At 63.9% G+C, this 23186-nt stretch carries 26 protein-coding genes; 20 read left to right on the forward strand and 6 right to left on the reverse strand.

All coding sequences use genetic code 11. The features are described from left to right. The first annotated feature begins 181 nt into the window (after window positions 1-181). The 10 genes from CN673_RS13300 to CN673_RS13345 all read left to right on the forward strand — a co-directional run bounded on the left by CN673_RS13300 (window position 182) and on the right by CN673_RS13345 (window position 8839). A complete protein-coding gene (locus CN673_RS13300; protein ID WP_099866833.1) occupies window positions 182-337 on the forward strand; it encodes a DUF3563 family protein in 156 nt (51 codons plus the stop codon). A gap of 125 nt (window positions 338-462) precedes the next feature. Continuing rightward, window positions 463-1728: an NAD(P)/FAD-dependent oxidoreductase gene (locus CN673_RS13305; RefSeq protein ID WP_099866834.1), complete on the forward strand. Its 1266-nt coding sequence runs from the start codon at window positions 463-465 to the stop codon at window positions 1726-1728. Window positions 1729-1738: 10 nt separating this feature from the next. Beyond that, window positions 1739-2749 carry a 4-hydroxyproline epimerase gene (locus CN673_RS13310; protein WP_099866835.1) on the forward strand — a complete coding sequence of 337 codons (1011 nt, stop codon included), beginning with the start codon at window positions 1739-1741 and terminating at the stop codon, window positions 2747-2749. Window positions 2750-2900: 151 nt separating this feature from the next. Continuing rightward, complete coding sequence (locus CN673_RS13315) at window positions 2901-3608, forward strand: ABC transporter permease (protein WP_099866836.1); 708 nt, start codon at window positions 2901-2903, stop codon at window positions 3606-3608. Beyond that, window positions 3601-4341: an ATP-binding cassette domain-containing protein gene (locus tag CN673_RS13320; protein WP_099866837.1), complete on the forward strand. Its 741-nt coding sequence runs from the start codon at window positions 3601-3603 to the stop codon at window positions 4339-4341. The genes CN673_RS13315 and CN673_RS13320 overlap by 8 nt, the downstream gene beginning before the upstream one ends. Before the next feature lie 21 nt (window positions 4342-4362). Beyond that, a complete protein-coding gene (locus CN673_RS13325; RefSeq protein ID WP_099866838.1) occupies window positions 4363-5202 on the forward strand; it encodes an ABC transporter substrate-binding protein in 840 nt (279 codons plus the stop codon). Continuing rightward, window positions 5186-5983: a substrate-binding domain-containing protein gene (locus tag CN673_RS13330; RefSeq protein ID WP_157928896.1), complete on the forward strand. Its 798-nt coding sequence runs from the start codon at window positions 5186-5188 to the stop codon at window positions 5981-5983. Before CN673_RS13325 ends, CN673_RS13330 begins: the two co-directional genes overlap by 17 nt. Further along, window positions 5980-7029, forward strand: a complete 1050-nt coding sequence (locus tag CN673_RS13335; RefSeq protein ID WP_099866839.1) for an iron ABC transporter substrate-binding protein — start codon at window positions 5980-5982, stop codon at window positions 7027-7029. Before CN673_RS13330 ends, CN673_RS13335 begins: the two co-directional genes overlap by 4 nt. Then, on the forward strand, window positions 6999-8042 hold the full coding sequence (locus tag CN673_RS13340; RefSeq protein WP_099866840.1) for a FecCD family ABC transporter permease: 1044 nt from the start codon (window positions 6999-7001) through the stop codon (window positions 8040-8042). Before CN673_RS13335 ends, CN673_RS13340 begins: the two co-directional genes overlap by 31 nt. A 2-nt stretch (window positions 8043-8044) precedes the next feature. After that, window positions 8045-8839 carry an ABC transporter ATP-binding protein gene (locus CN673_RS13345; protein ID WP_198585999.1) on the forward strand — a complete coding sequence of 265 codons (795 nt, stop codon included), beginning with the start codon at window positions 8045-8047 and terminating at the stop codon, window positions 8837-8839. On the opposite strand, the gene CN673_RS13350 is transcribed toward CN673_RS13345, so the two are convergent. The 4 genes from CN673_RS13350 to maiA are packed head-to-tail and all read right to left on the reverse strand — an operon-like array spanning window position 8820 to window position 11847. Next, window positions 8820-9029 carry a TOBE domain-containing protein gene (locus tag CN673_RS13350; protein ID WP_099866841.1) on the reverse strand — a complete coding sequence of 70 codons (210 nt, stop codon included), beginning with the start codon at window positions 9027-9029 and terminating at the stop codon, window positions 8820-8822. The genes CN673_RS13345 and CN673_RS13350 overlap by 20 nt on opposite strands. Before the next feature lie 11 nt (window positions 9030-9040). Continuing rightward, window positions 9041-9922 carry a substrate-binding domain-containing protein gene (locus CN673_RS13355; RefSeq protein WP_099866842.1) on the reverse strand — a complete coding sequence of 294 codons (882 nt, stop codon included), beginning with the start codon at window positions 9920-9922 and terminating at the stop codon, window positions 9041-9043. Between the two features lie 39 nt (window positions 9923-9961). Continuing rightward, window positions 9962-11176 (reverse strand): 3-hydroxybenzoate 6-monooxygenase, encoded by a 1215-nt coding sequence (locus CN673_RS13360; protein WP_099866843.1) that lies wholly within the window; start codon window positions 11174-11176, stop codon window positions 9962-9964. A gap of 23 nt (window positions 11177-11199) precedes the next feature. Beyond that, a complete protein-coding gene (gene maiA / locus CN673_RS13365) occupies window positions 11200-11847 on the reverse strand; it encodes a maleylacetoacetate isomerase (RefSeq protein WP_099866844.1) in 648 nt (215 codons plus the stop codon). 191 nt (window positions 11848-12038) lie between these two features. Between maiA and CN673_RS13370 the strand changes: the two genes are divergently transcribed. The 3 genes from CN673_RS13370 to CN673_RS13380 are packed head-to-tail and all read left to right on the forward strand — an operon-like array spanning window position 12039 to window position 13868. Further along, window positions 12039-12584 carry a biotin transporter BioY gene (locus tag CN673_RS13370; RefSeq protein WP_099866845.1) on the forward strand — a complete coding sequence of 182 codons (546 nt, stop codon included), beginning with the start codon at window positions 12039-12041 and terminating at the stop codon, window positions 12582-12584. A gap of 22 nt (window positions 12585-12606) precedes the next feature. Beyond that, window positions 12607-13281: an energy-coupling factor ABC transporter ATP-binding protein gene (locus tag CN673_RS13375; protein WP_099866846.1), complete on the forward strand. Its 675-nt coding sequence runs from the start codon at window positions 12607-12609 to the stop codon at window positions 13279-13281. Then, window positions 13281-13868 carry an energy-coupling factor transporter transmembrane component T family protein gene (locus CN673_RS13380; protein WP_245409901.1) on the forward strand — a complete coding sequence of 196 codons (588 nt, stop codon included), beginning with the start codon at window positions 13281-13283 and terminating at the stop codon, window positions 13866-13868. Before CN673_RS13375 ends, CN673_RS13380 begins: the two co-directional genes overlap by 1 nt. Before the next feature lie 37 nt (window positions 13869-13905). On the opposite strand, the gene CN673_RS13385 is transcribed toward CN673_RS13380, so the two are convergent. Together CN673_RS13385 and CN673_RS13390 are read right to left on the reverse strand one after the other, a co-directional pair. Next, window positions 13906-14328 carry a PaaI family thioesterase gene (locus tag CN673_RS13385; protein ID WP_198585993.1) on the reverse strand — a complete coding sequence of 141 codons (423 nt, stop codon included), beginning with the start codon at window positions 14326-14328 and terminating at the stop codon, window positions 13906-13908. Window positions 14329-14376: 48 nt separating this feature from the next. After that, entirely contained in the window at window positions 14377-15123 is a 747-nt protein-coding gene (locus tag CN673_RS13390; RefSeq protein WP_099866849.1) for an IclR family transcriptional regulator, read from the reverse strand. Window positions 15124-15376: 253 nt separating this feature from the next. Here CN673_RS13390 and CN673_RS13395 point away from each other — a divergent pair, with 253 nt between their 5' ends. The 7 genes from CN673_RS13395 to CN673_RS13425 are packed head-to-tail and all read left to right on the forward strand — an operon-like array spanning window position 15377 to window position 23159. Further along, window positions 15377-16153, forward strand: coding sequence for an enoyl-CoA hydratase/isomerase family protein (locus CN673_RS13395; protein ID WP_099866850.1), 777 nt, complete (start codon window positions 15377-15379; stop codon window positions 16151-16153). Then, the gene (locus CN673_RS13400; RefSeq protein ID WP_099866851.1) at window positions 16150-17775 is read left to right on the forward strand and encodes an acyl-CoA mutase large subunit family protein; all 1626 of its coding nucleotides are present in this window, start codon (window positions 16150-16152) and stop codon (window positions 17773-17775) included. Before CN673_RS13395 ends, CN673_RS13400 begins: the two co-directional genes overlap by 4 nt. A gap of 5 nt (window positions 17776-17780) precedes the next feature. Beyond that, on the forward strand, window positions 17781-18182 hold the full coding sequence (locus CN673_RS13405; RefSeq protein WP_099866852.1) for a cobalamin B12-binding domain-containing protein: 402 nt from the start codon (window positions 17781-17783) through the stop codon (window positions 18180-18182). Between the two features lies 1 nt (window position 18183). Further along, window positions 18184-19323 (forward strand): CaiB/BaiF CoA transferase family protein, encoded by a 1140-nt coding sequence (locus CN673_RS13410; RefSeq protein ID WP_099866853.1) that lies wholly within the window; start codon window positions 18184-18186, stop codon window positions 19321-19323. After that, window positions 19320-20189: a GTP-binding protein gene (locus tag CN673_RS13415; RefSeq protein ID WP_099866854.1), complete on the forward strand. Its 870-nt coding sequence runs from the start codon at window positions 19320-19322 to the stop codon at window positions 20187-20189. The genes CN673_RS13410 and CN673_RS13415 overlap by 4 nt, the downstream gene beginning before the upstream one ends. Before the next feature lie 27 nt (window positions 20190-20216). Continuing rightward, window positions 20217-21191, forward strand: a complete 975-nt coding sequence (locus tag CN673_RS13420) for a TAXI family TRAP transporter solute-binding subunit (protein ID WP_099866855.1) — start codon at window positions 20217-20219, stop codon at window positions 21189-21191. Window positions 21192-21218: 27 nt separating this feature from the next. Further along, a complete protein-coding gene (locus CN673_RS13425; protein ID WP_099866856.1) occupies window positions 21219-23159 on the forward strand; it encodes a TRAP transporter permease in 1941 nt (646 codons plus the stop codon). Window positions 23160-23186: the final 27 nt, after the last annotated feature.

Here is a 23186-nt window from a genome sequence, read left to right on the forward strand (position 1 = left end):
TGATGGACCGCCGGAGCGGCAAGCTCGTCCCTTTCATGGCGCATCGGACACGGATGCGGCGTTTTTGTGGACAGCCGGACGATCGGACCGCCTGCATGGAACGCATGGCACCCATGCCTTCAAGCTTATTGTGCGCCGCACAAGGCAGCCTACCTTTGCTAGACAAAGAAGGAAGCTAGTCATGAAGAACATTATTCAGCGGATGAACCGCCTGTTCGACGGGTCGCCACGCCGCGACCGGGAGAACGCCTATCTCAACGGAGCGACCTCGATCGTCGATCTGGAAATGCGTATGCGCGAAATCGACCAGGGCCGTTTCCGGGGTCGTTTCGGCTGACACCCGCTTGAAACGACCCGGTCTTTGCGGTCTTCTCGGGACGCTGCCCGCTTAAGGGGCGCGACAGCGGGAAGATCGATGGCCAGTTCACTAGAATACCGCCGCGGCGGTCACGCGCAATACAGATGACCGGCTCGCGAAACCGGGGCAGGATTCGCGTCGACGTAGCGGTGGTCGGCGCCGGGATCGTCGGGGTCAGCTGCGCCCATGCGCTGGCGTCGCGCGGGCTCAGCGTAGCGCTCATCGACCGAACGGGCATCGGCGAGGAGACCAGCGCGGGCAATGCCGGAGCATTCGCATTTTCTGACATCTTGCCTCTCGCCTCGCCCGGCATCCTCTGGAAAGCGCCGAAGTGGCTGGTCGATCCAAGCGGACCGCTTTCGCTCCCGCCCTCCCATCTGCCCGCCATCGCGCCCTGGCTATGGCGCTTCTTCCGCGCCGGTCGCCTGCCGAGATATCGTCGCAGCATCGAAGCGCAGGCCGCGCTGATGCAACTTTCCCAGCGCGAGACTTCGGCCCTGATCGCCGCCCTCGATCTCAAAGGCATGGTGCACGACCATGGCGCCCTTCATCTGCACGACACTGCCCGAAGCTTCGAGGCGGCCAAACCGGGATGGGACGTGCGCGAGCGCCACGGCATCGCGTTTCGTCACCTCGACCGGGCCGGCATCGATGCCATCCAACCCGGCCTCGCCCGCCACTTCAGCCATGCCACCTTCGTGCCGGAATGGTCGAATGTCGGCGATCCGCAGGTCTATACCAAAACGGTCGGCAGCGCGGCGACCGATCGCGGGGCCAGCTTTCTGCGAGACGCCATAACGGCCGTGACGACGAATGAAGACGGCGTCACATTGCGCGGCGATGCCATCGGCAGCCTGGAGGCCGGCCAGGCTGTGATCGCGGCCGGCGCCTGGTCTCATCACCTTGCCGCACAGGTCGGCGACCGCATACCGCTGGAAACCGAGCGCGGATACAACACGACGCTGGCGTCCGACGCGTTCGACCTGCGCTGTCAGCTTGTGTTCGATGATCACGGCTTCGTCGTCTCGCCGCTCGATTGTGGCGTACGCGTCGGCGGCGCCGTTGAATTGGCCGGCCTGAAGCGACCGCCTGACTATCGCCGTTGCGAAGTGATGCTGGCCAAGGCTGCGCGCTTCATGCCGGGATTGAAGACCGACGGCGGAACGCAGTGGATGGGCTTTCGCCCCTCGCTTCCAGACACCCTGCCGGTGATCGGACGTTCACCCGGTGCGCCTCGTGTGATCTACGCCTTCGGCCACGGTCACCTCGGCCTCACACAAGCCGCTGCGACGGCGAGACTCGTTGCCGACCTCGCCGGCGGCCAGCCCGCGGCACTCCCGCTTGCGCCCTACGCTCCCGACCGCTTTTGAAAGATCACCCATGGCACGCAACACCTTTTTCTGCATCGACGGCCACACCTGCGGCAATCCGGTTCGTGTCGTCGCCGGCGGCGCGCCGCAACTGGAAGGCGCGACCATGCTGGAGCGGCGCGCACATTTCATCGCCGAATACGACTGGATCCGCACGGGCCTGATGTTCGAGCCGCGCGGCCACGACATCATGTCCGGCTCGATCCTCTACCCGCCGACGCGGGAAGACTGCGACATCGCCATCCTGTTCATCGAGACCTCGGGTTGCCTGCCCATGTGCGGCCACGGCACCATTGGCACGGTGACGACCATGATCGAGCACGGTCTGGTGAAGCCGAAGACGCCTGGGATTGTTCGCCTCGACACGCCAGCCGGACTGGTCACGGCGACCTACCGCCAGGAGGGTGACCATGTCGAGGAAGTGCGCATCACCAACGTGCCGTCCTTTCTTCATGCACAAGGACTGACGGCGAATGTCGAGGGTCTGGGCGAGATCACCGTGGATGTCGCCTATGGCGGCAATTTCTATGCGATCGTCGAGCCCCAGGAGGCCTTTTCGGACATCGCCGACGTGACGGTGAACGACCTTTTGACGTGGAGCCCCAAGCTGCGCGCGTCACTGAACGAAGAATATGCGTTCCAGCACCCTGAGCACGCTGCCATCAAGGGATTGCGGCACGTGCTCTGGGCCGGCGCACCGCGCGACCCGGCAGCGCATGCCCGAAATGCCGTCTTTTACGGCGAAGCCGCGATCGACCGCTCGCCGTGCGGCACGGGAACGTCGGCCCGGATGGCGCATTGGGCCGCCAAGGGCCGGCTCAGGGCCGGCGACGCGTTCATCCATGAAAGCATCATCGGCTCTCTGTTCCACGGACGAGTGGAAGCCGAAACCACCGTGGCGGACCGGCCCGCGATCGTTCCCTCGATCGGTGGATGGGCACGGGTGACCGGCCTCAACACGATCACCATCGACGATCGCGACCCATACGCTCATGGCTTTTCCCTTTATACAGCAAAATAGCGCATAATTATGTCCGCAGTTCTTTCTGATCGAATTTCAGGAGACAATCGGCGCATTTCGACCAGCATCGATCGTCTTTTGGTTGTAGACGCTCGAACGCTCGCATAATCTGGGCGCGATCAGAGGCTCGCACCCAAGGCATCAGCGGATTATGCATAGTTTTGCAGAAGCGTTCGGACAGGCTTTCGCGCTGATCGTCAATTTCGATGCCGATCTGCGCGAGATCGTGTTCCTGTCGCTGCAAGTCAGTCTGACCGCGGTGCTGGTTGCCGCCATCATCGGGCTTCCCTTCGGCGCGCTGCTTGCGGTGTCGCGCTTTCCTGGCCGCGGTGCGCTCGTCGTCGGCATAACCGCGCTGATGGGGCTGCCGCCGGTGGTCGTCGGCCTTGTCGTCTATCTGCTTCTGTCCAATGCCGGGGTGCTGGGCCCGCTGCAGCTTCTCTACACGCCGACGGCGATGATCATCGCCCAGGCTCTGCTTATCACTCCGATCATCGCCGCGCTGGCCCGTCAGACGATAGAAGATCTCAATGACGAGTACGATCAGCAGATGACGCTGTTCGGTCTCAACGCGATCCAGCGGCTCGTCACGCTCCTGTGGGAAGGCCGCTTCTCGCTGATGACGGCGCTGCTCGCCGGCTTTGGCCGCGCCATCGCGGAGGTCGGCGCCGTCATCGTCGTGGGCGGCAACATCAACCACGTGACCCGCGTCATGACGACGACGATCGCGCTGGAAACCGCCAAGGGAAACCTTGCCCTCGCATTGGGTCTCGGCATCATCCTCGTGGCGATCGCTGTCACCGTGAACGCCATGGTTTTTGCCCTGCGCGGTACGGCGGAGCGCGCGGCCTATGCTTGATCGAACAAGCCAGATCGCCGCAGTAACGCCCGTTTGCGGCCGCGCCCTTCAGATCACCCGTGCCGGGCGCGTCCTCCTGGACGTCTCGGACATCGAGTTCGGCGAGCGGTCCGTCACCGCGATCGTCGGCCCGAACGGCGCCGGCAAGTCGATGCTGATCAAGACGCTGTGCGGCCTGATGCGTCCCGATCGTGGCAACGTCACCTGGAACGGGCGTCCGCCCGCCCGCAGCGACTATCGGCGGCTCGGCATGCTGCTTCAGCATCCCGTCCTCTTGCGCCGCTCGGCCCTCGCCAATGTCGCTTACGCGCTCAAATGTGCCGGCCATGACCGTTCTCGGGCAGAACGCCTAGCCCTCGCAGCCCTGGAGCATGCAGGACTTTCCCACATCGCGGCAACGTCCGCCCGGCGGCTTTCGGGCGGTGAAAAGCAGCGTCTGGCGATGGCACGAGCCATGGCCATGCGCCCGGAAATTCTGTTTCTCGACGAACCGACCGCCAGCCTCGATCCGGCTTCGACCCTGCGCATTGAGGAGATGATCGACAAGGCACGGGAGGAAGGCACCTCGATCGTACTCGTCACCCACGACATGGCTCAAGCGCGCCGCCTCGCCGACACGGTGATGCTGATGCACCGCGGCGGGATCGTCGAGCACGCGCCGACCCAACGCTTTTTCGACGCCCCGGCGACCGACGAGGCCCGCGCCTTCGCCGCCGGCGAAATACTGATCTGAGGCCAACAAAGGGAGAAAACCATGAAGACCAATGCAATTCGGTGGAGCGCGGTCGTCCTCGCAGGGTCCGTGCTGACAAGCGGTTCGGCGCTTGCACAGGAAGACGAATTCATCATTGTCCAGTCGACGACGTCGACGGAGGCTTCAGGCCTTTACGAGCATCTTTTGCCGATGTTCCAGGAGGAGAGCGGTCTCGAAGTGCGCGTCGTCGCCGTGGGAACCGGCCAGGCCATCAACAACGCGGAAAATTGCGACGGCGACGTGCTGCTCGTCCATGCCCGCGAGCAGGAAGAAGCCTTCGTCGAATCCGGCTATGGGGTCTCGCGCGAGCCGCTGATGTACAACGATTTCGTCATCGTCGGCCCACCTGCCGATCCGGCGGGCGTCGCCGGCTCAAGCGACGTGGTCGATGCCATGACCAAGATCGCCGAAAGCCAGGCGCCGTTCGCCTCGCGCGGCGATGATTCCGGCACGCACTCCAAGGAGCTGCAGCTTTGGGAAGAAGCCGGCATCGACGTTGCCGGCACCGATGGCGGCTGGTACCGCGAGACGGGCTCCGGCATGGGGGAGACACTGAACACCGGCGTTGGCATGGGCGCTTATGTCCTCACCGACCGCGCCACCTGGATCAATTACGGCAACAAGGGCGACTACGAAATCGCGGTCGAGGGCGACGAGGCGATGTTCAACCCCTATGGCATCATCCTCGTCAGTTCCGACCACTGCGAGAACGTCAAGACCGAGGCCGGCCAGCAATTCATCGACTGGATGCTGTCGGACGAAGGCCAGCAAGCGATCGCAGACTACAAGATCGACGGCCAGCAACTGTTCTTCCCCGATGCTGATGAAAGCGACAGCTGAGAACAGGACAGCCACGCCCCCGGCCGTCGATGACGACGGTCGGGTGCATCTCTGTGCGGCAGGCAGCCTGAAGGCCGCAGCCGCCGGCGTTGCTGATCGCTTCAGCCAATCCACAGGGATTTCCATCTCGATGGAGTTCGGTGCGTCGGGACTGCTACGCGGCCGCATCGAGGCAGACCATCGGGCCGACCTTTTCCTATCTGCCGACATGGCCCATCCCCGCGCCCTCCTCAAGAGCGGACTGGCGGTCACCGTTGCCCCGCTTCTCACCAATCGGTTGTGCCTCCTGACGCGCCGTGAGCTTGCCACCGGAGTGAGCGATCCTGCATCGCTTCTGCTTGATCCATCTCTATCTGTCGGAATGTCCACGCCAGGAAACGACCCATCCGGCGACTACGCCCTCGAACTCTTCCGGCGTATCGAGACAACCCGCACGGGTGCTTTCGCTGCGCTTGTTGAGAAGGCCTTGCGACTGACAGGCGCACCGGGTCTTCCCCCCGCGCCAGCGGGCCGCAATATCTATGGCTGGCTCATGGAAACGGAAAAGGCCGACATCTTCGTCACCTATCGGACGAACGCGACGCGCGCCATGGCCGAAGTCGAGGGTCTGGCGATCATCGATCTGCCAGCACCGCTAGCCGTCGATGCGCATTATGGCCTGGCGCAACTCGCCGGAGCCGGCCCGTCCGCCAAGGCTTTCCATAGCTATCTCTCAAGTGCGGAGGCGACAGCCCATTTCAATCGGTTCGGGTTTATCGGGATCAAGGGCGAACAGGCATGATCTTGCAACGGCTAGCCATAGTCGCGGGCCTCGTGATCGCGCTCCTGACCGGCCCGGCATCGGCACGACAGATCGTCGATTCGGCCGGCCGGACGATCGATATCCCCGACAGGATCGATCGCGTCTATGCGGCGGGGCCTCCGGCAATGGTGCTGCTCTACGCTCTCAAGCCCGAAGCAATGGTCGGCTGGCCACGTCGACCCTATCCCGAAGAGCTGCCGTTCATCGCAGAGCCCTATCGCGATCTGCCTGAGACCGGGCGTTTGACGGGGCGCGGCGGCGAAGCCAACCTGGAGGTCGTCCTTGGCATCGCGCCCGACCTCATTCTCGACTTTGGCTCGGTCAGCGATACCTATGTCTCGCTTGCCGATCGCGTTCAGTCGCAGACAGGAATTCCCTACGTCCTGATCGATGGGCGATTTGCCAATACGGCCGAGGCCCTGCGCCTTGTCGGTGACATCCTCGGCGTTGCCGAACGCGGCGATGCGCTTGCCCGCTATAGCGAGGCGACTTTCGCGAAGATCGATTCGGTGCTCGCCGTCACGCCGCCCTCCGACCGGCCGCGGACCTATCTGGCACGCGGGCCGGCCGGGCTCGAGACCGGGCTGAAAGGCTCGATCAACACCGAGATCATCGAGCGCGCTGGCGGCATCAATGTCGCCGATCCGGGTAACGGCCAGCGCGGTCTGGTGGAGACATCGATCGAACAGGTGATCGTCGCCGATCCCGACACGATCGTGACATGGGACCGCGCCTTCTATGATGCCGTGTGGACCGACCCACTGTGGCAAGGCATCGATGCGGTGGCGAATGGGCGCGTCTATCTCAGCCCGACAGCCCCGTTCGGATGGATTGATCGCCCGCCATCCATCAACCGTCTGATCGGATTGAACTGGCTGGCAGCATCCTTCTTTCCGGATGCATTCGCGTTCGATCTGGAAGCCGAGACCCGCCGTTTCTACAAATTGTTCTATCATGTCGATCTGACCGACAGCGAACTTGCGACACTCATCGAATGGACCAAAGGCCGGCCGCCGCAGCAGTGAGATCGAAAGCCCGCAGCGCGACATCGCAAGCGGCGCTTTTCGGCGCCCTCGCCGCACTGGTGATCGTCACGGCGCTGACAGCGGTCTCGGTTGGGGCCTATCCCGTCACGCTGTCCGATCTCCTGGCATTGATGGTCGGCCGGGCGCCGGCCGATCCGCAGGCGGCGACCGTGGTCCAGTCCATCCGCCTGCCGCGGGTGCTGGCCGCCCTTGCGCTCGGTGCCTGCCTTGCTGCTGCCGGCAGCGTCTTTCAACAGATTTTCCGCAATCCGCTCGTATCGCCCGACATCCTTGGCGTCTCGGCCGGTGCCGGCCTTGGCGCGGTACTCGGGATCTTTCTTTCGCTACCCGTTCCGGGCATCCAGTTTCTCGCCTTCGCCGGCGGGCTCGGCGCGGTATTCTGTGTCATGGCCATAGCCGGCGTCGTCAGGCGACAGGATACCATCCTGGTCCTCGTCCTGTCGGGCGTCGTCATCGGCGCTCTCGCCGGCTCGGCCACGTCGCTCATCAAGGTCCTTGCCGATCCCTACGACCAACTGCCCGCGATCACGTTCTGGTTGCTCGGTAGCCTTGCGGCGATCCATGCCAACGACATGACCGCCGCCCTGCCGGTTGCTGCCTGCGCGATGATCCCCTTGATCTTGCTGCGGTGGAAGGTCGACGTGCTCGCCATGGGCGACGAAGAAGCGTGCGCGCTCGGTGTCGATACGCGGCGCATCCGCTTGATCCTGATCCTGGCGGCAACCCTGATCACCGCGTCGGTCGTTTCCTTTGCCGGCGTGGTCGGATGGGTGGGCCTGATCATTCCGCATTGCGCGCGCATGCTGGTCGGGCCGGGGTTCGCCAGGCTCTTGCCGACCGCGATCCTGCTCGGTGCGATCTTCATGATCATCGTCGACACGATTGCGCGCAGCATCGCGGCAACGGAAGTGCCCCTCGGGATCCTGACGTCCGTCATCGGAGCGCCGGTTTTCGTTTTCCTGATGGCCCGTGGCCGCAACGCGTGGTCGTGAGCATGATAGAAGCGCGCGGCCTATCGATCGGCTATGGCAGTCGCCATCCGGTGGCAACCGACATCGCACTCGACGTGGCCGCCGGCAGCATCACCTGCCTGCTCGGCCCGAACGGCTGCGGCAAGACCACCTTGCTCAAGACCCTGATCGGGGCCATTCCGATCCTGTGCGGCTCCGTCCGCGTTGAGGGCATGCCAATCGACACGATGACGCCGGCTGAACGGGCCCGCCGCCTTGCCTCCGTCCCGCAACAGCATGCACCACCATTTCCGTTCACCGTATCGGATGTTGTCATGCTGGGCCGCCAGGCGCGCCTGGGCTTATTCGAAGCACCTGGATCTGAAGACCGTAAGCGCGTCCAAGCGGTCCTTGCCCACCTTGGCTGCAGCCATCTAGCCGACCGCGACTATTCCAGAATCTCCGGCGGCCAGCGCCAGATGGTGCTCATCGCTCGGGCGCTCGTACAGGATACCCATGCGCTTGTCCTCGACGAACCAACCGCCAGTCTTGACTACGGCAACCAGATTGTCGTGCTCAACGAGATCGCGAAATTGGCAAGGGATGGCTATACAGTCCTATTTTCGACCCATGATCCGAACCACGCCCTGGCCGTCGCCGACCGCGCCGTCCTCATGGGAAACGGACGCATTCTCGCAAACGGCCCGGCGGGCGGGACGCTGACTGGTGAAAGGCTGAGCGAGGTCTACGGCGTGCGGATCGAGGTGACGAGACTGGCTGACCTTACGACGATATGCGTGCCGCGCCTCGGCTATGGTCTCAATCGGCTCCGAGAATGATGTCGGATGCCTTGATGATGGCGCTGACGCTCTTGCCTTTCTCCAGGCGCAGTTCCTCGACGGCCTCGACGGTGACGGTGGAGGTGATGTGATGACCGCCCCCGATATCGATCTTGACCTTGGCGGCGACGGCGCCCTTCGTCACGTCGACGACCGTGCCCGTCAGGACATTCCTTGCACTCAGCTTCATCGGGTGCTCCTTCAAGCTCCGTTATATATGATCCGGCCCGTCGCCTCGACATCGTAGCCGCCCATCTGGCGGGCGTGCTCGGCAAAGGCGGCGGTCCGCGTGAAGTCCATCAATCGCTGCATCGGCGGCTCGCAGAAATCGCGCCGCCACGCGAGCAGGTCGTACCGTTCGGTCTCGAGCGGTACGAAAGCCAGCTTGTGCTGACGCGCGACTGCTTCGATGCCGAATCCGAGATCGGCGCTGCCGTGCGCCACCGCTTCGGCAAGATCGCTCTGGCTGCGTGCCACTTCCGGCAATCTCGTAAAGTCGCTCTCATCCACGCCGCCTTGCCCAAGGAGAAGGGAAAAGAGCGCTTCGCTGCCGGCGCCGGCCTGCCGGCACACCACCCGCCGGCCGGCGACATCCTCGATCGATCTGATGCCATCGGCCAGTTCCGGCTTGATGATCAGTCCCTGGACGCGTCGCGCCCATTCCACGAGGACCACGGGCTCGTGCACCATTTCGGCCGAGACCCGGTCGACCGTCGCGGTGCCCTCCTGCGCGCTGTGAAAATGCACACCCGCGGCAACGGCCTGGCCGGCTTTCAGCCGCTTCAGGCCATCCGCCGAGCCGTCATAGTAGGTTGCAAGCTCGCTGCCGGAGGCGCGAAGCGCCCAGTCGAGCAATGGATCGTGACTGCCCGCAACGACCGCCGGATGCGCCATCAGGGCAGGCAGGGCCGAGCCGTAGTCGGTATTGTGCCTCAGCCATGCCATCAGGGCATCGCGCGGAAAGATGAGCTTGCCGGTGACCTTGGTGACGGGCAAGGCGCCTTCCGAGGTCAGATCGTAGAGCTTGCGCTCCTTGATCCGCAGCAGATCGGCGACTTCGCGGACGGTGAGAAATTCATGCATGGTCTTGCATCATAACGGCGCAGCATATCCCTGCAATGGTCAAACGCGGCGGCGCTGCCCGGTGACGGACTGAACGCCGCCGACAAGGCCGCTGCCGCCATAAAGCCATTGCACAGCGTCATACCACTCGTCTTGCGATTTGGCGGCCATGACAGTGTTGCGCAAATGGGCATGCGCCCCGGCCGGGTGGTAGATGTGTTCGCCGATCAGGCGGGACTGGAGCTGCACCTTCGTCGTGCGGTCGATACGGGCCGCCTGATAGCGCGCGATGGCGGTTTCGAAATCGCCCGAGGCTTCATAAAGGGCATCGGCAAGGCAGACCGCATCTTCCATCGCCATGCAGGCGCCCTGGGCGAAATATTGCAGCATCGGGTGCGCCGCGTCGCCCAGCAACACGACACGTCCGTCGACCCATCGATCGGTCGGCGCACGATCGCACAGCACCCAGAGCTTCCAGTCGCGGCCGTGTTCGATGATCTGCCGCGCTCTTGGATGCACGTGTTCGAAACCGCGCTCCACCGCCTCGCGTGAGACGGGCTGTCCGGCAACCGGCTCCGGCGCGTCGTTGTGATAGGTCACGACCAGGTTGAAGACCTTCCAGCCGGACAGCGGATAATGGACGATGTGGCATTTCGGGCCGGCCCAAAGCGTCGCCGCGTTCCAGCGCAGATCCTCCGGCATCTGTTCGACCGGGATGACGGACCGATAGGTCGTGTGGCCGGAAACGACCGGTGTGCCGTCTCTAACCAGCTGACCGCGGATGGCCGACCACAGTCCGTCTGCCGCGACGAGACCCGCTCCCTCGACAATCGTCCCGTCCGCAAGGCGCGCGGCCACGCCGTCCGGCCGGTGTTCGTATCCTTCAACCGCGCTCGATGTGCGCAATTCCACCAGATCGCTGTCGCGGCAGGCCTTGAGGAATACGCCGTGCAGGTCCCCCCGATGCACCACCGCATACGGATTGCCAAACCGTTGGCGAAAGCGCTCGGTCAGATCGATATGGGTGATCTCCTCACCCGACAGCGCATCCATCAGGCGCAGCGCATCGATATAAACGGCCATTTTCCGCGCCGCGTCGCCGACGCCGAGATAGTCGAACGCATGGAAGGCATTGGGGCCGAGCTGAATGCCTGCCCCGATCTCGCCGAGGCGTGCGGCCTTTTCCAGCACGATCGACCGGAACCCCTTGCGCGCCAGCCCGACGGCGGTGGCCAGACCGCCGATGCCGCCGCCGGCGATGACGATGGGCTTCATCGCCCTAGCCCGCGCCGCCCCGGTCATTCCGCGTCCGGCTGGTTTTCCGGCCGCGCCGCCGCAAAGGCTTCGCTTTCCTCGCACGCGGCGAAGATGCGCATGATGGTCGGATAGACCTCGCTCGGCACTGCGAAGCGGCGATTGTTGATCACCTGGGCATAGAGGTAGACGTCGGCCAGGGTCGGCGTGTCGCCGTGACAAAAACGCCCGGTCTCCGCGTCATTGGAAAGGCGTCTTTCCAGCGGCGCGAATGTTTCGCCCACCCAGTGACGAAACCATTCGGCCACGGCGTCATCGTCGGCATCAAAGCGCGTCTTGAGCGCATTCAGCACCCGCAGATTGTTCAGCGGATGGATTTCGCATCCGATCATAGCCGCCAGCGCGCGCACCCGCGCCCGCCCTTGAATATCGCCGGGAAGCAGCGGCGGCTCGGGATGGGCTTCCTCCAGCCACTCCAGGATCGCCGGCGACTGCGTGAGGGTCACGCCCGTGTCCGTTACCAGCGCGGGCACCAGCCCCTGCGGATTGACGTCCAGGTAATCCACCGTCCGGTGCTCACCCTTGCGCAGGTGATGCGTGACCTGCTCATACGCCAGCCCCTTGTAGTTCAGCGCAACGCGCACGCGCAGCGACGTTGAAGAACGAAAATAACCATGCAGCGTCAGAGCCATGGATGCGGTGCCTCCTACCAGATGTCCTCGCCCTGCCATGTGCCGCATCCGCTCGCAACCGGCAAGGGCCGAGGACGGCACGCGATCGCGCCGTGTCTCCGGCGTTGCCAATCCGCGCCCGTTGGGCTAGGCGCCTGCCTTGACAGGGCGGCCCGCGCCGCCGAGGACGAAGAAGCGACAGGATAGAGCCCATGAGCACCAGAGACATTGTGCATATCGCCCTTTTTGCAGCATTCACAGCGGCGCTCGGCCTGTTTCCGCCCGTGACGCTGCCGCTCACCGGCGTACCGATCACGGCACAGTCGATGGGTCCGATGCTGGCGGGTGCGATCATCGGCGCGCGCAAGGGCTTTCTCTCCCAGGCGCTTCTGCTGGTCCTCGTCGCGGCCGGTCTGCCGCTCCTGGCCGGCGGACGCGGCGGCTTCGGTGTCTTTCTCGGACCGACCGGCGGCTTCCTTCTCGGCTGGGCGATTTCCGCATGGCTGATCGGCTGGCTCTTCGAACGCAACTGGCGCAATCTGACGGCGTTGAAGGCGACGGCGTACATCTTCATCGGCGGCATTCCCGCCCTCTATCTGATCGGCACCGCCTGGGTCGCGGTGGTCGTCGACCTGAGCTACATGCAGGCCCTGCTGGCCAACGCGCCGTTTGTCGCCGGCGACCTGGTCAAGGTTGCCATTGCTACGATCGTGGCCATGACCGTGCGGCGCGCTTATCCGATGATGGCCAGGGCCTGACGGTCCCTGGAGGGTATCGCGCATGATCCGCCTCGCCGGCGTATCCCATCAGTTCGACGAGCGGCCGGTTCTTGAGGACCTCGATCTTGCCTTGAGCGAACGCCGCATCGGCGTCGTCGGCGCCAATGGCTCGGGCAAGAGCACTTTTGCCCGCCTCCTCAACGGCCTCATCGTCCCGAGTCTGGGCACGGTGACGGTCGATGGGCTCGACACGGCCGATCATGGCAAGGCCGTGCGCCGCAAGGTCGGCTTCATCTTCCAGAATCCCGACAACCAGATCGTCTATCCGATCGTCAAGGAGGACATCGCGTTCGGGCTGAAGCGCCTGGATCTGCCCAGGGCCGAGAAAGAGGCGCGGATCGCCTCCGTGCTCACCCGCTTCGGCCTCGATGGTCTGAGCGAGCGCTCGACGCAGACGCTCAGCGGCGGGCAGAAACAGTTGCTCGCCATCGCTGGCGTCATGATCATGGAACCGGAGGTGATCGTATTCGACGAACCGACGACACTTCTCGACCTGCGCAACCGGAACCACGTCGCACAGGTGATCGCTGGCCTCGACCAGCCGGTGATCACCGTTTCGCACGATCTCGATCTGGTCCGCGACTACGATCGGGTCCTCGTCTTCGATGAAGGCCGCATCCTGGCCGATGACGTGCCTGGCCCTGCGCTCGCCCGTTATGTGGCAGCGATGTCGTGATGCTCGGCCTATACCGTCACGGCGAATCGGTGCTCCATCGCCTGCCGGCCGGGTCCAAGCTGCTGGGCCTTGTCATCGCCGGCACCGCGATTTTCCTCATCGCCAATCCGTTCCACATCGCTGGCATCCTGGTGCTCGTATGCGTGGCCTACCGGATTGCCGGCCTCGATGCGCGCACGCTCATCGCTCAAATCCGGCCAGCGCTCTGGTTGCTGGCGCTGATCTTCGCGCTTCAGCTATGGCTCAATGACTGGCAGGCCGGCGCGCTCGTCACTCTCCGGCTCTCCACCCTCATCCTCCTGGCGTCGCTGGTCACGCTGACGACGCAGGTATCGGCCATGCTGGCAGCGATGGAGCGCGGTTTGGCGCCGCTGCGCCATTTCGGCGTCGACCCGTCAAGGGTGAGCCTCGCGCTGTCGATGGCGCTACGCTTCATTCCGCTGATCGCCGACGTCACTGCCCAGGTGCGCGAGGCACAGAAGGCGCGCGGCCTCGAGCGTTCGGTCATCGCCGTCGCCGTTCCCGTCATCCTGCGCCTGCTCAAGATGGCCGACGATATCGCCGATGCGATCGACGCGCGCTCGTGAAGATTGAGCCAGTTCGCGCGCCGTGCTCGAAGACCGTTCAGCTGCGCTGGCGAAGGATTTTCCAGATCCCTTGCGCTGAAGCGACCAGCGTGCCGTCGGCCAGGATCTGCCCTTCCAGAAACACCATGCTGCGTGTCATGCGGATGACGCGCGGTTCGACTTCGACGAACGCGCCGATTGGCGCCGCCGCGATGAACTGGGTGTTGAACTGCAGGGTCACACACGGCGTATCGCCTGCCGCCTTCCAGGCCTCCAGTCCAAGCGCCCGGTCGGCAAAGGTCATCAGCATGCCGCCCTGGACCACATTCAAAAGGTTGGCATGGCGTGGCTCGGCAAGGAATCCGTAGGCCGGGTGTTCGCCGACCATGCGGGTCCAGAACGGGCCGACAAGGCCGACGAAGCCGTCATCTGCCTGCATCGTCCAGCCGGCAGTGCGCGGATCGTTCATTGATGTTGTCATGCGTTGGTCCTGAAACTCTCTCTCGTTGGCAGCCGCGCGGTCAGGGCTTCACGATCGCCCACGCATCTTGCCCGAGGCGAAGGATTGAAGAGTGCTGGCGATGATCGCGGCAAGTTCGGCGTGTCTTGGCTCCATGCGATGGCGCGGGCCGGCGATGCAGATTCCGAACTCGTCGTTGCCGATCTTGACCGGCATGGCGATCGCCACGACGTCGGCGACGTTTTCGCCCAGCGTCATCTGATAGCCGCGCGCGATGCCCTCATCGAGATCCGCGACGAGCCGACCGCGATCGGATATCGTGTTGTCGGTCATCTGGCGCAAAGGCAGCTTTTCGATCAGCGCGAGACGGTCTGCCCGATCCAGTGCGCCGAGAACAACCTTGCCGATCGCGCTGGAATGCATCGGCTTGAGCTCTCCCACCTGCGCGGTGTAGCGCACGGTGTGCAATCCTTCTACGACCTTGAGATAGACGATCTCGTTGCTCTGGCGTCGACCGAGAATGATGGTCTCGCCCGTCGCGTCGCGCAGCGTTTCCATCACCGGCACGAGTTGCATGAGATGGGGTTCGTGCTCGGCGATCGCCAGCGAGCGCTCCAGCATGCGCCGCGTCGGGTAGAGCGCCTTGCGCTCGCCGACCTCGTAGAGAAACCCACGGCTTTTCAGCGTCTTCACGATGGAAAAGCAACTGGACGGCGCGACGCCGATTGCCTTGGACAGCTCGGAAAGACTGAGCGGGCGGCGCTCGCGTGCGAAAACCTCGAAAAGGTCCAATGTGCGTCCTGTGCTTCTGGACATCGCTTCCAATCCTGCAGCTCGCCGCCCGATCGCGCGACCTGTGCCAACGATTCTATTTTAGAAAATAGTTTTTTCCATTTCGAATGCCCACCCCCGACCTTCGCGCCGCCTCCCCGATTTGATCAGCGGATCGTCCATCCTGGCTGCGCACCACACGCGATGCAGCCGCTATTCCATATCCCCCGCGCTTGACACAATATATTCGAAATGCCAAACACTCTTTCCGTATTTCGAATGTGGAGGAGCGTTCGGCATGGATAGACCCGGATTGCAGGTAACGCGCGCAGATGGCGTGCTGCGGGTCCATATCGATCGCGCGGAAAAGCGGAATGCGCTCAGCCGGTCCCTTCTCGCCGCGATCGGCGAAGCGTTCCGCGAAAGCGCGGCGGATAATTCGTTGAAACTTGCGCTGCTCACCAGCGCCGGCGACCGAAGCTTTGCCGCCGGCGGCGACCTTCGCGATCTCGCCGAAGTCCAGGGCGACCTGGCCGCCGAAGAGATGGCCCGCGATGCCAAGCATGCGCTTCAGGCCATCCGCGATTTTCCCGTGCCGGTGGTCGCCGGCCTCAACGGCGATGCGCTCGGCGGAGGGGCCGAACTTGCCGTCGCCTGCGACATGCGCGTCGCAGCCGCCCATGCGCGGATCGGCTTCATTCAAGGCAGACTTGCGATCGCCAGCGCCTGGGGCGGCGGAGTGGATCTGATGCGCCTCGTCGGTCCGTCGCGGGCGCTCCGCCTGCTCGCCCGTTCGGAGATGCTGGACGCCGAACAGGCCATCACCATGGGTCTCATCGATGCAGCGGCTGGCGAAAGCGAGACGTTGGACGAGGCGATGGACCGCTTCATCTCTCCGATGCTCTCCCAGGCCCCGCAGGTTATGCGCGCCTTCAAGGCGCTCGCCATCGAAGCGAAAAACGCGGGCCGCGACACCATGGATGGCATCGAAACGGCCCGCTTCGGCGAGGTCTGGGCCCACCCGGACCACGACGCGGCCGTCGACGCAATCCTCAACAAGGCGAAAAGAGCATGAGCGTCCCCGCTGCCAAGAAAACCGAGCAAGCCGCGACGCAGTTCGATGCGCTCGGCACGACGCCTTCCGGCATCGAGGTCCCCATCACGGTGACGCCTGAGATGACCGTGTCCGACGGCAGCGGCCCGGGCGAGTTCCCCTACACACGCGGCATCTTTCCAAACGGCTACCGCGGCCGCCTCTGGACGATCCGGCAATATTCCGGCTTCGGCACGGCCGAGGCAACCAATGAGCGTTACCGCTTTCTGCTCGATCGCGGCCAGACTGGGCTCTCGGTCGCGCTCGATCTGCCAACCCAGTGCGGCTACGATCCGACCGACCCGATCGCCAGATCGGAGATCGGCAAGGTTGGCGTCTCCCTATCCAATCTGGCCGAAGCCGAAATCCTGTTCGACTCGATCGATCTGTCGAAGATTTCCACCTCCTTCACCATCAATGGAACGGCGGCGATCGTCTATGCACTCTATCTGGCTGCGGCCGACAAGAAGGGCGTCGCGCGCGAGAAGCTGACTGGCACGATCCAGAACGACATCCTCAAGGAGTATGTGGCGCGCGGCACCTGGATCTTCCCCGTTCGCCCGTCCATGCGACTGATCGCCGACAGCGTGCTCTATGCCAACGAGCAGACGCCGCGCTTCAATCCGATATCGATCGCCGGCGCCCATGTACGCGACGCGGGCTCCACCGCCGTCGAGGAAATGGGCTACACACTCGCCAACGGCCTGGCTTATGTCGAGGAATTCATGCGCCGCGGCGGCGACGTCAACGCCTTCGCCAAGCGTCTCAGCTTCTTCTTCTACGTCCATATGGATCTTTTCGAGGAAGTTGCGAAGTTCCGTGCCGGTCGGCGCATATGGGCCAAACTCCTGTCCGAACGTTTCGGCGTAACGGACGAGAAAGCCTTGCATTTCCGCTTCGGGGTCGTGTGCGGCGGCTCCTCCCTGACGGCGGCGCAACCCTATAACAACATCGTGCGGGTCGGCATCGAGACGGTTGCCGCCGTGATGGGTGGCGCACAGTCGATCTTCACCTGCGCCTTCGACGAGGCCTTTCAGATCCCGACCGAGACGAGTGCCGAAATCGCGCTGAGGACGCAGCAGATCGTCGCCCATGAAAGCGGCGTCGCGCGCACCGTCGATCCGCTCGGCGGCAGCTACTACGCCGAGTGGCTGACCGACCGGATGGAAGAGGAAATCCTCAAGGTCATGCGCGGCATCGACGACTATGGCGGCGTCGTGAAATCCATCGAGGACGGCTATCTCCAGGCGCAGATCGCCGAGCGCGCCCGCGAGCGCAAACAGGCGGTCGACGACGGCCTGCGCAAGGTCGTGGGTGTCAATCTCGGCGAACGCGCAACGCGCGACCAGGATAGCGGCGAAGTCTTCCGGCTCGATCCCGAAGGCGTGCGTCAGGTGCTGGAGAAGTATCAGAAGGTCCGCGACAGCCGCGACGATGCGGCCGTCGAACGCTCGCTTGCCCGCCTTGGGGAGGCAGCAGCCAAGGATGACGAGAACGTCATGCCCTACCTCGTCGAGTGCTGCCACGCCTACGCCACCGTTGGCGAGATGGTTGCTGCGCTCAAGAAGGAATGGGGCGAGTTCCGCGAACCCATCAGGTTTTGATAGCCATGAGTCTTGCCAGAAAACGAATTCTCATCGCAAAACCCGGCCTCGACGGCCACGACGTCGGTGCGAAGGTGATCGCGCTGGCGCTCCGCGATGCGGGGGCCGACGTCATCTACACGGGGCTTCGCCGCACGCCTGACTACATCGTGCGCATCGCCGTCGAAGAGGACGTCGACATGCTTGGCCTGTCGATTCTCTCCGGCAGTCACAAGGAACTCGTCGAGGATGTCATCGCCAAGCTGCGTGAGGCCGATGCCGGCGACATCAAGGTGTTCGTCGGCGGCACGATCCCCGTGGAGGATCACGAAGCGCTCCTCAAGGCGGGCGTGTGCGGCGTCTTCACCAGCGAAATGAAGATCGACAGCGTGATAGGCGCGATCGACAGAGAACTGGCGGAGGGCTGAGTTGCCGGGTCCGCTCGCGGGAAAGCGCATCATCGAGGTCGGTCACATGCTGGCCGGACCGTATTGCGGCATGCTGCTTGCCGATCTCGGCGCCGACGTCATCAAGGTCGAAGGCCCGGACGGCGACATTGGTCGCCACATCAGCCCGCATGCGATCGGGCCGCACAATGCCTATTTCGCCAGCCTGAACCGCAGCAAGAAGAGCGTCGTTCTTGATCTGGCGACCGAGGCGGGCCGCAACGATCTGCACCGCCTTGCGCAATCCGCCGATGGTCTTTTCACCAACCTGCGGCCCTCGGCAATCAAGAAGCTCGGCCTGACCTACGAGGCCTTGCGCGCTGTCAATCCGCGCCTCGCCTGTCTCGCGCTCACCGGCTATGGGCTGGACGGACCGTTTTCGGATTCGCCGGCCTATGATTATGTCATCCAGGCCATGACCGGGGTCATGATGATGACCGGCGATCCGGACGGCCCTCCCGTGAAACCGGGTTTTTCGGCCGTCGACAATTCGGCCGGCATCATGGGCGCCCTTGCGCTCGTCTCCAAGCTCGTGGAGGGCAAGGGCGGCCAGCTCGACGTGTCCATGCACGACACGATGCTCTCCCAGCTCAACTATCTGGCATCGAGCTACCTCAACGCCGGCGCCGTCACCTCACGGGTCCGTGGCGGTGGCCATCCCTATATCGTGCCGGCACAGCTGTTCCCCACCCGCGACGGCTACGTTGTCCTGTTCATCACGCATGACAAGTTCTGGCGCATCTTCGCCGAGGCGCTGGACGAGAGCGAATGGCTGAGCGATCCCCGCTTTGCAACGATGAAGGGGCGCTCGGCCAACCGTGATCTGGTGATCGATTCCATCGCCGCACGGCTGACCGAGCGCGACGCAGCCGACTGGGTGTTGAGGCTGGCTCCACTCGGCCTTGTGATTGCCGCCGTGGAGAATCTGCCTGACGCGCTCGACGGTCCGCTGACCAAATCGCGCGACATGGTGGTGGAGATTCCGACAATGGGCGACAGCCTTCGCCTTATCGCGAGTCCGATCCGGATCGAAGGCAATACCGTCGACTATCGTCCGCCGCCGCTTCTCGGTGAGCACTCCACCCAATTCCTCGATGACGCGAAGGCAAAGGCGGTGCCATGACCGACCCGTTTCCGCGCCGCGCCATCGCAAGGGAGTTGAGCCGCGTCGTCAACGCGCCGGTCGGCGACGTGCTCGCGGAAATTGGCGATGCGAGCACGGCGTCTGCCCGCCGCATCGGGATCACCGGCCCGCCGGGCGGTGGCAAGAGCACGCTGATCAGCGCCCTGGCGGCACACCGGCTGGAAAAGAACCGGGACAGGACTGTCGCGGTGCTGGCCATCGATCCGACAAGCCCGTTGAGCGGCGGCTCGATCCTTGGCGACCGCATCCGTATGGATGCCATCGCCGACCTGCCCCGGCTGTTCATCCGTTCCGTGCCAAGCCGCGGCGCCAGAAATGGCCTTTGCGACAACGTCGTCGATCTCATGACGACTCTCGAGCGCCATCGTTTCGAGGAAATCCTCTTGGAGACCGTCGGCATCGGTCAGGCGGAGATCGATGTCAGAGAACTCGTCGATACGGTGGTCCTGGTGGTGCCGCCCGATGCTGGCGACTCCGTGCAGGCCATGAAGGCCGGCATCATCGAGATCGCGGATATCTTCGTCGTGACGAAATCCGAAAACCCCGCCGCACGGCAAATGGCCGCCGAAATTCGCGGCATTGTCGGCGCGCGCAAGAGCGCCTCGCCGCCTGCGGTGGTGATGACCGCCGCGAATGGCAGCGGCATTGCCGAACTCAGCGACGCGATCGATGCACACCACCATGCGCGTGATAACGGCGATACCGCCGAAAGACGCCGGCACTACCATTTGAAGGCCCTCATCGGCCGCGAGATCGACGCTGTCCTGTCAGGGAACGGCGAGATGGCAAGGGGTGATTTGAGGTCATCCTACAACAGGCTGCTACAGCATCTGAGGAGGTACTGAGCAGCCGGCAACGGGAGGAGAAAAACCGTGAAGCGCAACACAACACTTCTTTTGGCATGCGGCCTTGTCGCAGCCTTGGCTGCACCGGCAACCGCCCAGCAGCGTCTGACGATGGGCGGAACCCACAGCAGCTCTTCGTTCTATGCCTATCAGGTCGGCATATCGAACTACCTGTCGAACACGATCGACGACATCTCGATCAACATCAGCGAACTTGGCGGCGCCGAGGTCTCGACCGAAGCGCTTCTGCGCGACGAGATCGACATGGGCATTGCCGTTACATCGAGCGATTTCGCCGCCGTCGAGGGCGAGGCCCCTTTCAGCGCGCCGGCGGACACTCTGCGCACGCTCTTCTTCTTTGCGCCGCTGCCTCTCAATTTCGTCGTCGCTGCAGACAGCGAGGTCGAGAGCATCGCCGATCTCGCCGGCGTCTCCTTCAATCCCGGCGGCAGGGGAACATCGACGGAAGCGCAGGTCGAAAACATCTTCGCCAGCATCGAGATCGAACCGGAGCTTATGATCGCCGAGGGCAACGATGCACTGGAAGCCTATCAGAACCGCAACATCCAGGGCTTCGTGAAGGGCGGCCTGCACCCTGACGGTTACATCCAGCAGGCACATTCCTCGCGCCCGATCCGGATTCTTTCCTTCGATGCCGATCAGGTCTCCGCCGTGACCGAAGCCTTCCCCTATTTCAGCGGCACGACAACGGATGCCGGCGACAATTACGGTGACGCGGCAAGCGGCAGCTATGAGACGATCCAGACCGCGATCGGCATCAACACGACGACCAACCTCGACGAGGAAACGGCCTACCAGATCGCCAAGGCGGTGTTCTCGGAAGAAGGCAAGCAGGCGGCAACCGATGTCTATCCGCCGGCCGCCCAGGTGGATGCCGTCGAACTGACGCTGTCGGCTGCCGTCGCCCCGCTCCATGCCGGCGTTGTCCGGTATCTGGAGGAGATCGGTGCGGACATTCCCGACCGCTTGATCGCCGAATAACGGCGCCGACACGCAAGGAGCTGTCTGATGAGCGATCCCGAGGTTGAGACTGCCCCGCAAAAGGACGCGATCGGCCGCCTGCTGGTCCCGCTCGCGATCCTGTGGGCGCTTTATCATCTCTTCGGCGCAGGCCTCGGCTATGCCGGGGCCCATGATCTGCGAGCCGTCCATATCGCCGGCGCGATCACGCTCATCGTGGCATGGCGGCCGCTCCCCGCCCCCTTTCGCATCATCGACCTTGCCCTGATCGCCGTCACGGTGACGGCGATCAGCTACCTTATCGCCAATGCGGACGAAATCGTCGGCGCCAACTGGTTCACCAACGAACCGCTGCAGCGTGCATTGGGACTTGCGCTCTTCATCTGTCTCATGGAGGCGATCCGCCGCGCGCTCGGCTGGGTGTTCGTCGGTCTCATTTCCATCTTCCTGGCCTATGCTGTTCTCGGGCCATACATCCCCGGCATGCTCGGCCATCGCGGTCTCGGCTTCGACCGCCTCATCTACAGTTTCTATCTCGGCAACCAGGGTGTCTTCGGCTCGCTGATCGGCATTTCGGCCGGCGTCGTGGCGCTGTTCCTGATTTTCGGCGAAATCCTGAATGCCGGCGGCGCCGGCCGCACATTCATCAACATCGCCATACGGATCGGCGGCCGCCTGAAGGGCGGCGCCGGCATGGTCGCCGTCATCGGCAGTGCCTTCATGGGCATGGTCAATGGCAGCGCGGTCGCCAACGTCACGAGCACCGGGGTCCTGACCATTCCCTTGATGCGTCGGCTCGGCTTCTCGCGCAATCTGGCCGGCGCCATCGAGGCCGTCGCCTCGACCGGCGGCCAGTTCATGCCGCCCATCATGGGTCCCGGCGCGTTCCTCCTCGCCGAACTTCTCGGCATATCCTATCTCGAGGTGGCAACCGCGGCCCTCATCCCCTCGGCGCTCTTCTATCTCGGCCTCCTTTTCGCCGTCTGGCTCTTTGCGGGCAAACGCGGCCTTCAGCCCGTGCCGGAAGACATGATCCCGAGCCGCGCAGAAACCTACGCGCCTGCCGCCATGGTTGCGCTCTTCGTACCGATCGGCCTGCTCATCGGTTTCATCCTTGCAAGATACACGGTCCAGTACGCGGTCTTCTGGGCGATCGTCGCCGCCATCGGGCTCTTCGCGCTGCAGACACTCGCGGTGCGGCTCGTCGGTCAGAAAACGGCAAAGGGCGAAACGCACGCCGCACCCATCCGGTTCGGTCCTGCCATCTATGACGCCTTCGCGCGCGCGGCCGATACCATCGCCTACATCGCGATGATCGTCACCGCGGCACAGCTGATCGTGGCGATCATCAATCTCAGCGGTCTCGGCGTGACCCTGTCGCAGATCATCGTATCGCTTGGCCAGGACAGCGCGATCCTTTCACTGATCCTCACGATGATCGTCGCCATACTGCTCGGGATGGGCATGCCGACACCCGCCGCCTATGCCATCGCCGCTGCCGTTCTCGGCCCGCCGCTGGGCCAACTCGGCTATCAGCAACTGCCGTCCCACCTCTTCATCTACTACTTCGCCTGCCTCGCCGCGATCACGCCGCCGGTCGCCTCCGCGGTCTTCGCGGCAACCGCGATCAGCCGCGGCAAGGTCTTCCCGACCGCCGGCTATGCCGTGATGCTCTCGCTCAGCCTGTTCATCATCCCCTTCCTGTTCATCGACAATCCCGTATTGCTGATGGACGGCGACATATCCGAGGTCATGCTGGTGAGCGTGACGGCGGCCATCGGCGTTGCGACATTGTCGCTGGCGACGATCGGCCACTTCCAGCATGCGATCCAGCCGGCACTGCGCCTGGCGCTGGGGGCCGCGGCCCTTGCCATGATCGTTCCGGGCATTCTATCGGACGTCATCGGGCTGGTGTTGATGGCAGGATCGTTGTTCCTTCATCTGAAGAGGCCGCAGCAGCGCATGGTGATGCGATCGAAGGACATCTGACATCCGGCCCGCCGCCGCTGGGGCGCA

The sequence above is a fragment of the Neopararhizobium haloflavum genome, assembly GCF_002750855.1.
Taxonomy (GTDB): Bacteria; Pseudomonadota; Alphaproteobacteria; order Rhizobiales; family Rhizobiaceae; genus Georhizobium; species Georhizobium haloflavum.

Coding starts and splice junctions, on each gene's coding strand:
- CN673_RS13400 (WP_099866851.1), top strand. CDS start 16,150: ATGAGCGTCCCCGCTGCCAAGAAAACCGAGCAAGCCGCGACGCAGTTC.
- CN673_RS13370 (WP_099866845.1), top strand. CDS start 12,039: ATGAGCACCAGAGACATTGTGCATATCGCCCTTTTTGCAGCATTCACA.
- CN673_RS13335 (WP_099866839.1), top strand. CDS start 5,980: ATGATCTTGCAACGGCTAGCCATAGTCGCGGGCCTCGTGATCGCGCTC.
- maiA (WP_099866844.1), bottom strand. CDS start 11,847: ATGGCTCTGACGCTGCATGGTTATTTTCGTTCTTCAACGTCGCTGCGC.
- CN673_RS13325 (WP_099866838.1), top strand. CDS start 4,363: ATGAAGACCAATGCAATTCGGTGGAGCGCGGTCGTCCTCGCAGGGTCC.
- CN673_RS13360 (WP_099866843.1), bottom strand. CDS start 11,176: ATGAAGCCCATCGTCATCGCCGGCGGCGGCATCGGCGGTCTGGCCACC.
- CN673_RS13415 (WP_099866854.1), top strand. CDS start 19,320: ATGACCGACCCGTTTCCGCGCCGCGCCATCGCAAGGGAGTTGAGCCGC.
- CN673_RS13300 (WP_099866833.1), top strand. CDS start 182: ATGAAGAACATTATTCAGCGGATGAACCGCCTGTTCGACGGGTCGCCA.
- CN673_RS13305 (WP_099866834.1), top strand. CDS start 463: ATGACCGGCTCGCGAAACCGGGGCAGGATTCGCGTCGACGTAGCGGTG.
- CN673_RS13340 (WP_099866840.1), top strand. CDS start 6,999: ATGGACCAAAGGCCGGCCGCCGCAGCAGTGAGATCGAAAGCCCGCAGC.
- CN673_RS13390 (WP_099866849.1), bottom strand. CDS start 15,123: ATGTCCAGAAGCACAGGACGCACATTGGACCTTTTCGAGGTTTTCGCA.
- CN673_RS13395 (WP_099866850.1), top strand. CDS start 15,377: ATGGATAGACCCGGATTGCAGGTAACGCGCGCAGATGGCGTGCTGCGG.
- CN673_RS13310 (WP_099866835.1), top strand. CDS start 1,739: ATGGCACGCAACACCTTTTTCTGCATCGACGGCCACACCTGCGGCAAT.
- CN673_RS13405 (WP_099866852.1), top strand. CDS start 17,781: ATGAGTCTTGCCAGAAAACGAATTCTCATCGCAAAACCCGGCCTCGAC.
- CN673_RS13385 (WP_198585993.1), bottom strand. CDS start 14,328: ATGACAACATCAATGAACGATCCGCGCACTGCCGGCTGGACGATGCAG.
- CN673_RS13315 (WP_099866836.1), top strand. CDS start 2,901: ATGCATAGTTTTGCAGAAGCGTTCGGACAGGCTTTCGCGCTGATCGTC.
- CN673_RS13320 (WP_099866837.1), top strand. CDS start 3,601: ATGCTTGATCGAACAAGCCAGATCGCCGCAGTAACGCCCGTTTGCGGC.
- CN673_RS13380 (WP_245409901.1), top strand. CDS start 13,281: ATGCTCGGCCTATACCGTCACGGCGAATCGGTGCTCCATCGCCTGCCG.
- CN673_RS13375 (WP_099866846.1), top strand. CDS start 12,607: ATGATCCGCCTCGCCGGCGTATCCCATCAGTTCGACGAGCGGCCGGTT.
- CN673_RS13350 (WP_099866841.1), bottom strand. CDS start 9,029: ATGAAGCTGAGTGCAAGGAATGTCCTGACGGGCACGGTCGTCGACGTG.
- CN673_RS13330 (WP_157928896.1), top strand. CDS start 5,186: ATGAAAGCGACAGCTGAGAACAGGACAGCCACGCCCCCGGCCGTCGAT.
- CN673_RS13345 (WP_198585999.1), top strand. CDS start 8,045: ATGATAGAAGCGCGCGGCCTATCGATCGGCTATGGCAGTCGCCATCCG.
- CN673_RS13355 (WP_099866842.1), bottom strand. CDS start 9,922: ATGCATGAATTTCTCACCGTCCGCGAAGTCGCCGATCTGCTGCGGATC.
- CN673_RS13425 (WP_099866856.1), top strand. CDS start 21,219: ATGAGCGATCCCGAGGTTGAGACTGCCCCGCAAAAGGACGCGATCGGC.